Here is a 9,780-nt window from a genome sequence, read left to right on the forward strand (position 1 = left end):
CGCGCCGTACGCTGCACACATTAGCCCGGTGAGGGGACGCGCACGGGTCAGCGGCGGCACGCCAGGAGCGAACACGCCCCGCGTCTCAGTGGCCCTCGGCGCTCAGCTGGCCGTCGACCGGGTGCAGCGGGAAGCCCGCGATACCGCGCCAGGCGAGCGAGGTCAGCAGGCCCACGGCCTTGTCGCGGGGGATCTTGGACTCGCTGGACAGCCAGTAGCGGGCGACGACCTGGGAGACGCCGCCGAGCCCCACGGCCAGCAGCATCGACTCGTCCTTGGAGAGCCCGGTGTCCTCGGCGATGACGTCGGAGATCGCCTCGGCGCACTGCAGGCTGACCCGGTCCACGCGCTCGCGCACGGCGGGCTCGTTCGTCAGATCGGACTCGAAGACCAGGCGGAAGGCGCCGCCCTCGTCCTCGACGTACGCGAAGTAGGCGTCCATCGTCGCCGCGACCCGGAGCTTGTTGTCCGTGGTGGAGGCCAGGGCGGTGCGCACCGCCAGGAGGAGGGCCTCGCAGTGCTGGTCGAGCAGGGCCAGGTAGAGCTCCAGCTTTCCGGGGAAGTGCTGGTAGAGCACCGGCTTGCTGACGCCCGCCCGCTCGGCGATGTCGTCCATGGCGGCCGAGTGGTACCCCTGGGCGACGAAGACCTCCTGGGCCGCGCCGAGCAGCTGGTTCCGTCGGGCACGTCGCGGCAGGCGCGTGCCCCGAGGGCGTGCTGCCTCTGTCTGCTCGATGGCGCTCACGCGGCCTCCCAAGAATCGATCCGTGCGCTGTCGCGCCGCGCCGCCATCGTACTTTTGGGTAACCCGGCTGTGCGCGGTGCGAACGCAGAATTTCATGGACCGGACGCCCTGGTCGACAGTCGATTCAAGATTAAACCGAACAAATCAGCGGTAGTCGTCCTCGTCGAGCGTGACGACCCGCGCCTGATCGGACGCGTCGGCCTCGTTCGCCGACTCGTGCTCGATATGCGTGGGGTGCTCGTCCTCGCGCTGCTGCAGTTCGGTGTGCTGCTCGGCCGCGTCGGCCTCGGGGATTTCCTCGTCGAGCACGACGACCTCTTCCTCGGCGAATGTGTCCGGCTCGGTCGGATCGACAGTCATGCGGTTCCTTCCGGCGCGCGGGGTCCGCGGTCCTCTCCGATGGCCCTCACTTCGAGCGTAGGAGCACACGCGCCCCGCCGCACACGCACTTGTGACGGCACCCACACACGCCCCCGCGTGATCGTCTCGTAATATTGCGGCCATGTCCTCGACCGAGCTGCCGGAAACCCGGACCGCCGCCGCACCGCAGGCGCCGCGGATCCGCCCCGTACGGGTCGCAGACGGCGAGGAGCTCCGCTCCGTCGCCCTGCCCGGACTCACCCTCACCGTGCGTGCCCGCCCCGGCGTCAAGGCCGGTCTGCCGCCCGCGCTGTACGTGCACGGCCTCGGCGGCTCCTCGCAGAACTGGTCGACGCTCATGCCGCTGCTCGCGGACCTGGTCGACGGCGAGGCGGTCGACCTGCCCGGCTTCGGCGACTCGCCGCCGCCCGACGACGGCAACTACTCGGTCACCGGGCACGCCCGGGCCGTCATCCGGCTCCTGGACGCCGGCGGGCGCGGCCCGGTCCACCTCTTCGGCAACTCGCTGGGCGGCGCCGTCGCCACCCGCGTCGCCGCCGTCCGGCCCGACCTGGTCCGCACGCTCACGCTGATCTCCCCGGCCCTGCCCGAGCTGCGCGCCCAGCGCACCGCATGGCCCACCGTGCTGCTCGCGGTGCCCGGCGTCGCCCCGCTCTTCGCGAAGCTCTCCCGTGACTGGACGCCCGAGCAGCGCGTCCGCGGCGTCCTCTCGCTCTGTTACGGGGACCCCGGCCGGGTCACCGACGAGGGCTTCCTGCACGCCGTCGAGGAGATGGAGCGGCGCCTGGAGCTCCCCTACTTCTGGGACGCCATGGCCCGCTCCTCGCGCGGCATCGTCGACGCCTACACGCTCGGCGGGCAGCACGGGCTGTGGCGGCAGGCCGAGCGCGTGCTCGCGCCGACGCTGCTCGTCTACGGCGGGCGCGACCAGCTCGTCTCGTACCGGATGGCCCGGAAGGCGGCCGCCGCCTTCCGCGGCTCGCGCCTGCTGACCCTGCCGGAGGCGGGACACGTGGCGATGATGGAGTACCCCGAGACGGTCGCCCAGGCCGCGCGGGAACTGATCGCCGAACACGGCGGGAGCTGAGCCGGGGCGTGGGACGACATAGTCGCAAGGGCCCCGTGCCCTCGGTGCCCGCCACCGAGCAGCGCGCGGCGGCGGGCAGGACGACGGGGGCGGCGGCGCAGGGCGCGGCCGGACAGCCCCGGACGGCGGGCCCCGGGCAGCCCGGGGGAGCACCCGCGCAGGGGCAGGGGCAGGGGCAGGGGCAGGCGGCGGGCACCGGACGCCGCCGCAGGGCGCCGGGCGAGGGCCAGGACGCCACCGGCACCCCGGCGCACGGGACGCCCCGGTACGGGACTCCTCCGTACGGCGCGCCGCAGCGGGGGCCCCAGGCGTACGGGCAGCAGCCGTCCGGACCGCAGTCGTACGGCGGTCAGGGGTACGGCCGGACCTCCAGCGGCCAGGGCTACGCCGGCGGGGCCTTCGACACCCCGGCGCACGGGACCCCCGGCACGCCCGCGTACGGCATCCCCGCCTACGGGACCACGCCCGTACGGGGCGGCCATCCGCAGCACGACGAGGGCGCCGGGCCGCGCCCCGAGGGGTACGGCCGCCGGCGCGGCTCGCACCGGGCCGCCGCGCCCGAACAGGACGCGCCCCCGGCCGAACAGGCCGACCCGCAGGGGCCGTTCATCCCCGGACCCCGGCGCGAGCGCCCGGCCGGCGCGGACGACGGCACGGAGGGCGGCGCCGGGAACCCGGCCGACGCGTCCGCCGGCCGGGCCTTCAGGGGCCGCACCCTGACCGGCATCGCGGCCGCCGCCGTCACCACCGTCCTCGCCGTCGTCGTCGCCGGACAGGTCGCCGACCGCGGGGCCGCACCGAGCGCCGCGCACGCCGCCGAGGGGCCGGCCGAGCGGGCCTCGGACGACTCCGCCTCGCGCTCCGACGACCGGATCACCCCGACCCGCCCGTCGACGGCGGCGCCCGCCGCGCCCTCCGCGGCGCCCAAGCCGCCGACGTACGAGCAGCTCATGACCCGTCAGTTCCCGATCGACCCGAAGCTGGCCGGCTCGGGGAAGTTCGAGGCCGTGCCGGGCTTCCAGAAGGCGCCGGGCAAGGGACGCCTCGTCCGCTACCGGATCGACGTGGAGAAGGGGATCGGCCTGGACCCCGGGCTCTTCGCCTCGGCCGTGCAGAAGACGCTCAACGACCGACGCAGCTGGGCCGGTCAGGGCGCGATGACCTTCGAGCGGATCTCCTCCGGGGACCCCGAGTTCGTCATCACGCTCGCGAGCCCCGGAACCACCGGCGAGTGGTGCCGGAAGTCCGGACTCGACACGACCGTCGACAACGTCTCCTGCGATTCCGCCAGCACCGAGCGCGTGATGATCAACGCATTCCGCTGGGCCCAGGGCTCGGCGACCTTCGGACCGAAGGCCATGCACGCCTATCGCCAGATGCTCATCAACCACGAGGTCGGGCACCGGCTCGGGCACGGGCACGTGAGCTGCGCGACTCCCGGTGCGCTCGCCCCCGTGATGCAGCAGCAGACGAAGTCGCTGCGGGTGGACGGAATCGCCTGCCGTCCCAACCCGTGGGTCTATCCCGGAAGTTGACGTTCCGTCCGATGTGGCGGGCGGTGGCGCGGTGGTCGCGGGACGACCCCGCGCCGCCCGCGCGATGATCACATGGTGAGACGCGTGTCTCAGGGATCCCGTCATGTGCGTTGACATCGTTCGTGCGTTCGTTCATATTTCTCGGCATGTCGCACCGTCACGTCGCCTTCGATCGCGCCGCCATTGAGCTGGCGCTCATCGGCGTGACCCGGCACGCCGTCGCCGACATTCTCTGTAGCTGACGCTCCCCCTGGGCAAGAGGCCCGGGTGGTACCCCCCAGCCCGAGCGCACGTCGGCCCTTTCCGTATTTCCGTCACCGCCGACGCCTTTCCGCGCCCGGGTCTTTCCTCCCGCAGGCGCGGCTTTCTCCTGTGCTGTTCCGGTGCTCCGTCATTCCTTCCGGAAATCGCCGCTCGCCGCTGCCTGCGCGGAATTCCCTTTCCCGCCCGCAGTTCCCCGAGAGGTCTTCTCCGATGCGTCGATCGTCCGTCATTTCGCGCCGCGTGGCAGCGGCCGCCGTCAGTCTCGTCCTGGCCACGGGCGCCGCCGCCTGCGCGGGACCCGAGGACACCGGCGCCGAGGGGGACGCCGGCAAGGCGCCCGCGGGCACCCCGCAGAAGGGCGGCACGCTCACCGTCCTCAACAGCGAGGCCCAGTCCGACTTCGACCCGGCCCGCCTCTACACCTCCGGCGGCGGCAACGTCCCCTCCCTCGTCTTCCGTACGCTCACCACCCGCAACCGCGAGGCGGGCCCCGCCGGCAGCAAGGTCGTCCCCGACCTCGCCACCGACCTCGGCCGGCCCAACAAGGACGCCACGGAGTGGACGTACACCCTCAAGGAGGGCCTCAAGTTCGAGGACGGCACCCCGATCACCAGCGCCGACGTCAAGTACGGCATCGAGCGCTCCTTCGCCGCCGAGCTCTCCGGCGGCGCCCCCTACCTGCGCGACTGGCTCGTCGGCGGCGACACGTACGAGGGTCCCTACAAGGCTGCGTCCGATGGGAAGAAGGGGAAGGGCCTGGCCTCCGTCGTCACGCCCGACGACCGGACCATCGTCTTCAAACTGAGGAAGCCCGAGGGCGAGTTCCCCTTCGTCGCCACGCAGACCCAGTTCGCCCCCGTCCCCAAGGCCGAGGACACCGGCGCGAAGTACGAGGAGCACCCCGTCTCCTCCGGCCCGTACAAGGTCGTCAGGAACGAGAACGACGGCGAGCGGCTCGTCCTGGAGCGCAACGAGCACTGGGACCCGAAGACCGACGAGGAGCGCAAGGCCTACCCGGACCGCGTCGACGTCCGCTCCGGCCTCGACGAGGCCGTCATCAACCAGCGCCTCGCCACCTCCTCCGGCGCCGACGCCGCCGCCGTCACCACCGACACCAACCTCGGGCCGGCCGAGCTCGCCCAGATCGGCTCCGACAAGGCCCTCGCCGCCCGCGTCGGCACCGGCCGCTTCGGCTTCACCAACTACATCGCCTTCAACCCGAAGGTGAAGCCCTTCGACAACCCCAAGGTCCGGCAGGCGATCTCGTACGCGGTCAACCGCACCAGCGTCGTCAACGCGGCCGGCGGCTCCGCGCTCGCCGAGCCCGCCACCACCTTCCTGCCCGAGCAGAAGTCCTTCGGCTTCACGCCGTACGACCACTTCCCGGCCGGGAAGACCGGCAACCCGGAGAAGGCCAGGCAGCTCCTGGAGGAGGCCGGCTTCCCGGACGGTCTCACCGTCACCCTGCTGCACTCCACCGCCCAGAACCGGACCACCAGCCCCGAGATCGCCACCGCGGTCCAGGAGGCCCTCGGCAAGGCCGGCATCACGGTGAAGCTCGACGGCCAGGAGCCCAACTCCTTCAACGAGAAGCGCTGGAGCGTCAAGGACGCGCCCGGCTTCTTCCTCTCCCGCTGGGGCGCCGACTGGCCGGCCGGCGGCCCGTTCCTCGCGCCGATCTTCGACGGACGCCAGATCGTCACCAACGGCTCCAACTACAACCACGCGCAGCTGAACGACCCGGCGGTCAACAACGAGATCGACGAGATCAACAAGCTGACCGACCTCCAGGCCGCCGCCGTCCGCTGGGGGGCCCTCGACAAGAGGATCGGCGAGCAGGCGCTCGACGTTCCGCTCTTCCACCCCGTCTACAAGCGGCTCGTCGGCAAGGACATCAAGAACGTCGTCATCAGCGACTGGACCGGCGTCCTCGACATCTCGCAGGTCTCGGTCAAGTGACCGCTCCGTCCGACACGTCGGCGCCCGTGGCGGGCATCCCCGCCACGGGCGCCGCCCGGCAGGCCTGGCGGCGGCTCCGCACCCGCCCCGCCGCCCTGGTCTCCGCCGGAGTCCTCCTCCTCCTCGTCCTCCTCGCCCTCGCCGCGCCGCTGCTCGCCGCCCTGGCGGGCCAGGACCCGTACACGTACCACGACGACCTCGTCGACTCGGCCCGCGGCGGCGTCCCGTACGGCTCCTTCGGCGGGGCGAGCGCCGACCACTGGCTCGGCGTCGAACCCGGCACCGGACGCGACCTCTTCGTCCGCCTCCTCCACGGCGCCCGGATCTCGCTGCTCGTCGCCGTCGGCGCCACCGCGGTCCAGGTCGCCCTCGGCGTCCTCGTCGGCCTCGCCGCCGGGCTCGGCAGCCGCTGGGTCGACAGCCTCCTCGGCCGGATCACCGACGTGCTCGTCGCCCTCCCGATGCTGGTCCTCGCCATCGCGCTGACCGCCGTCGTCCCCCGGGACTTCCCCCGCCCGCTGCTGCTGATCCTCGTCATCGGCCTGCTCGGCTGGGCGGGCACCTCCCGGATCGTGCGCGCCCAGACGCTCACCCTCAGGAGCCTCGACTTCGTCGCCGCCTCCCGGCTCGCCGGCTCGGGGCGGTGGCGGACCGCCCGCCGCGAGCTGCTGCCCGCGCTCGCCGCGCCCGTCATCACGTACGCGGCGATCCTCGTCCCCACCAACATGGTCGTCGAGGCGTCCCTCTCCTTCCTCGGGGTGGGCGTCACCCCGCCCACCCCGTCCTGGGGGCAGATGCTGTCGACCGCGCAGACCTGGTTCCGCGCCGATCCCGCGTACGTCCTGCTGCCCGCCGGACTGCTCTTCGTCACCGTGCTCGCCTTCACCGTCCTCGGCGACGCGGTCCGCACGGCCCTCGACCCGCGCGAGGCGAGCCGACTGCGCGTCGGCACCCGCAAGGAGACCTCCCGATGACCCGTTACGTGCTCAAGCGGCTCGCGGGTGCCGCGCTCGTCCTCCTGGCGCTCTCGGTCCTCGTGTACGCCCTCTTCTACCTCGCGCCCGGCGACCCCGCCCGCCTCGCCTGCGGCGAGCGCTGCAACCCCCAGCAGGTCGCCCAGGTCCGCGAGCAACTCGGCCTGAAAGAGAGCGTGTTCGCGCAGTACCTGCACTTCCTCCAGGGCATCTTCGCCGGCCGGGACTACTCCACCGGCACCACCGTCGTGCACTGCGGCGCACCCTGCCTCGGGCTCTCCTACCAGACCGACACGGAAGTCACCCGGCTCGTCCTGGAGCGGCTCCCCGCCACCGCCTCGCTCGCGCTCGGCGCCCTCGTCGTCTGGCTCGTCGTCGGCGTCGGCACGGGACTGCTCTCGGCGCTGCGCCGGGGCGGCCCCACCGAGCGGATCCTCACCGTCCTCACCCTCGCCGGGACCGGCACGCCCGTCTTCATCCTCGGGCTGCTGCTCCTCATGGTCGTCTGCGCCCACCTCCAGTGGCTGCCCTTCCCGAGCTACGTCCCGCTCGGCGAGGACCCCGAGCGGTGGGCCTGGAACATGCTGCTGCCCTGGCTCGCCCTCGGCTTCTTCGAGTCCGCCAAATACGCCCGGCTCACCAGGAGTTCGACCCTGGAGACGCTCGCCGAGGACCACATCCGCACCTTCCGCGCGTACGGCGTGGGGGAGCGGGCGGTCGTCACCCGCCACGCCCTGCGCGGCGCCGTCCCGCCCGTCATCGCGATCAGCGCCGTCGACCTCGGCTCGATGTTCGGCGGAGCCGTGCTCACCGAGTCCCTCTTCGGCATCCCCGGACTCGGCAAGACCCTCATCGACGGCGTGCGCGAGATCGACCTGCCCGTGGTGGTGGGCGTGGTCATGGTGATGGGCGTCGCCGTCGTCCTCGCCGGAGTCGTCGCCGACCTGCTGTACGCCGCCGCCGACCGAAGGGTGGTCCTGACGTGACCCCGCACAGCGAAGGCCCCCTGGTGGAAGTCCGGGACCTCACCGTCGAGTTCGACCGCGACGGCAAGCCCGTACGCGCCGTGGACCGCCTCTCCTTCGGCCTCGGCGAAGGTCGCGCCCTGGCCCTCGTCGGCGAGTCCGGCAGCGGCAAGTCCACCGTCGCGGGCGCCCTCCTCGGCCTCCACCGGGGGACCGGCGCGCGGGTCACCGGCACCGTACGGGTCGGCGGCATCGACGTCGGCGCCGCCGGCCCCGACGGGCTGCGGAGACTGCGCGGCGGCGTCGCCGCCATGGTCTTCCAGGACCCGCTGTCCGCCCTCGACCCCTACTACGCCGTCGGCGACCAGATCGCCGAGGTCCACCGGATCCACGCCGGAGGCTCCCGCCGGGAGGCCCGGGCCCGCGCCGTCGAGGTCCTCGACCGGGTCGGCATCCCCGACGCGGCCCGCCGCTCCCGCTCCCGCCCGCACGAGTTCAGCGGCGGCATGCGCCAGCGCGCCCTCCTCGCGATGGCCCTCGCCTGCGAGCCCCGCCTCCTCGTCGCCGACGAACCGACCACCGCCCTCGACGTCACCGTGCAGGCCCAGATCCTCGACCTGCTGCACGAGCTCCGGCGCGAGACGGGAACGGCGCTGCTCCTCGTCACCCACGACGTCGGCGTCGCCGCCGAGAGCGTCGACGAGGTGCTCGTCATGCGCGGCGGCCGCGAGGTCGAACGCGGGCCCGTCGACGGGGTGCTGGGCGCCCCCTCGGCGCCGTACACCCGAAGGCTGCTCGGGGCCGTGCCCCGGCTCGACGGCCCGCTGCGGCCCGCGGCCCCCGCACCCTCCGGCGAGCCGCTCCTCGAAGCGGTCGACCTGCGGCGGGAGTTCGGACGCGGCAGGCGCGCGGTCACCGCCGTCGACGGTGTCTCGCTCACCGTCCACGCCGGCGAGACCCTGGGCGTCGTCGGGGAGTCCGGCAGCGGCAAGACCACCCTCGGCCGCATGCTCGTACGGCTCCTCGACCCGACGGGAGGCCGGCTCCGCTACGACGGCGCGGAGATCGGCACCCTCCCGGACCGTGAGCTGCGCCCGTACCGCCGCGAGCTCCAGATGGTCTTCCAGGACCCCGTCTCCTCCCTCAACCCGCGCCGCTCCGTGGGCGAGTCGATCGCCGACCCGCTGCGCGCGGCGGGGGAGCGCGACGAGACCCGGATCCGCTCCCGGGTGCGCGAGCTGCTCGACCGGGTGGGGCTCGAACCCGACCGGTACACGGCCTACCCGCACGAGTTCAGCGGCGGCCAGCGGCAGCGCGTCGGCATCGCCCGCGCGCTCGCCGCCGGACCCCGGGTCGTCGTCTGCGACGAACCCGTCTCCGCGCTCGACGTCACCACCCAGGCCCAGGTGACCGCGCTGCTCGCCGAGCTCCAGGCCGAACTGGGCCTCGGACTCGTCTTCATCGCCCACGACCTCGCCGTCGTCCGCCAGGTCAGCGACCGCGTCGCCGTCATGCGCGACGGCCGGATCGTCGAGCAGGGCGCGGTCGAGGAGGTGTACGGCGCACCCCAGGACCCGTACACGCGCCGGCTCCTCGCGGCCGTCCCGTCCCTCGACCCGGTCCTCGCCGCCGAGCGTCGGGAGAGGCGTCGGGAACTGGCCGCCGCCTGACACTCCGTAACCGATCTGCCTCGTATCGCGACCGAACGCGACCGGGGTGGGAAAGTTACGTGCATTCACCCCTTCCGGTGGTGGGGGGGGGCCCCCCCCCCCGCCGCCCCCCGCTAAACGGGTGCGTTGTTTACCCAGCGGCCTTCACCGGCCCCCGCGGGGGGGGGGGGGCGGTGGTTGGGGGGGTGGGGGGGGGGTGG

Annotated in this window: 9 protein-coding genes; 7 read left to right on the plus strand and 2 right to left on the minus strand. The window is 73.4% G+C overall.

From position 1 onward, the window contains the following. Nucleotides 1-85: 85 nt before the first annotated feature. A complete protein-coding gene (locus tag ACF08F_RS29235) occupies nt 86-745 on the minus strand; it encodes a TetR/AcrR family transcriptional regulator (RefSeq protein ID WP_189509503.1) in 660 nt (219 codons plus the stop codon). Between the two features lie 144 nt (nt 746-889). Continuing rightward, a complete protein-coding gene (locus ACF08F_RS29240; protein ID WP_392301526.1) occupies nt 890-1,105 on the minus strand; it encodes a hypothetical protein in 216 nt (71 codons plus the stop codon). A gap of 142 nt (nt 1,106-1,247) precedes the next feature. Between ACF08F_RS29240 and ACF08F_RS29245 the strand changes: the two genes are divergently transcribed. The 7 genes from ACF08F_RS29245 (at nt 1,248) to ACF08F_RS29275 (ending at nt 9,580) form a co-directional block, all read left to right on the plus strand. Next, complete coding sequence (locus ACF08F_RS29245; protein WP_392301527.1) at nt 1,248-2,213, plus strand: alpha/beta fold hydrolase; 966 nt, start codon at nt 1,248-1,250, stop codon at nt 2,211-2,213. Nucleotides 2,214-2,221: 8 nt separating this feature from the next. Continuing rightward, the gene (locus ACF08F_RS29250) at nt 2,222-3,748 is read left to right on the plus strand and encodes a DUF3152 domain-containing protein (RefSeq protein ID WP_392301528.1); all 1,527 of its coding nucleotides are present in this window, start codon (nt 2,222-2,224) and stop codon (nt 3,746-3,748) included. A gap of 146 nt (nt 3,749-3,894) precedes the next feature. Beyond that, nucleotides 3,895-3,990, plus strand: coding sequence for an Ms4533A family Cys-rich leader peptide (locus ACF08F_RS29255; protein ID WP_317598890.1), 96 nt, complete (start codon nt 3,895-3,897; stop codon nt 3,988-3,990). Nucleotides 3,991-4,222: 232 nt separating this feature from the next. Next, nucleotides 4,223-5,971 (plus strand): ABC transporter substrate-binding protein, encoded by a 1,749-nt coding sequence (locus ACF08F_RS29260; RefSeq protein ID WP_392301529.1) that lies wholly within the window; start codon nt 4,223-4,225, stop codon nt 5,969-5,971. After that, complete coding sequence (locus ACF08F_RS29265; RefSeq protein ID WP_392301530.1) at nt 5,968-6,945, plus strand: ABC transporter permease; 978 nt, start codon at nt 5,968-5,970, stop codon at nt 6,943-6,945. Before ACF08F_RS29260 ends, ACF08F_RS29265 begins: the two co-directional genes overlap by 4 nt. After that, nucleotides 6,942-7,931, plus strand: a complete 990-nt coding sequence (locus ACF08F_RS29270; RefSeq protein ID WP_392301531.1) for an ABC transporter permease — start codon at nt 6,942-6,944, stop codon at nt 7,929-7,931. Before ACF08F_RS29265 ends, ACF08F_RS29270 begins: the two co-directional genes overlap by 4 nt. Next, entirely contained in the window at nt 7,928-9,580 is a 1,653-nt protein-coding gene (locus ACF08F_RS29275; RefSeq protein ID WP_392301532.1) for a dipeptide ABC transporter ATP-binding protein, read from the plus strand. Before ACF08F_RS29270 ends, ACF08F_RS29275 begins: the two co-directional genes overlap by 4 nt. Nucleotides 9,581-9,780: the final 200 nt, after the last annotated feature.

Source organism: Streptomyces sp. NPDC015130, assembly GCF_043080005.1.
Lineage (GTDB): Bacteria > Actinomycetota > Actinomycetes > Streptomycetales > Streptomycetaceae > Streptomyces.

What these genes read in the sequence shown, in the direction of transcription:
- ACF08F_RS29240 (WP_392301526.1), bottom strand. Translation starts at nt 1,105, where the DNA reads ATGACTGTCGATCCGACCGAGCCGGACACATTCGCCGAGGAAGAGGTC.
- ACF08F_RS29245 (WP_392301527.1), top strand. Translation starts at nt 1,248, where the DNA reads ATGTCCTCGACCGAGCTGCCGGAAACCCGGACCGCCGCCGCACCGCAG.
- ACF08F_RS29255 (WP_317598890.1), top strand. Translation starts at nt 3,895, where the DNA reads ATGTCGCACCGTCACGTCGCCTTCGATCGCGCCGCCATTGAGCTGGCG.
- ACF08F_RS29260 (WP_392301529.1), top strand. Translation starts at nt 4,223, where the DNA reads ATGCGTCGATCGTCCGTCATTTCGCGCCGCGTGGCAGCGGCCGCCGTC.
- ACF08F_RS29270 (WP_392301531.1), top strand. Translation starts at nt 6,942, where the DNA reads ATGACCCGTTACGTGCTCAAGCGGCTCGCGGGTGCCGCGCTCGTCCTC.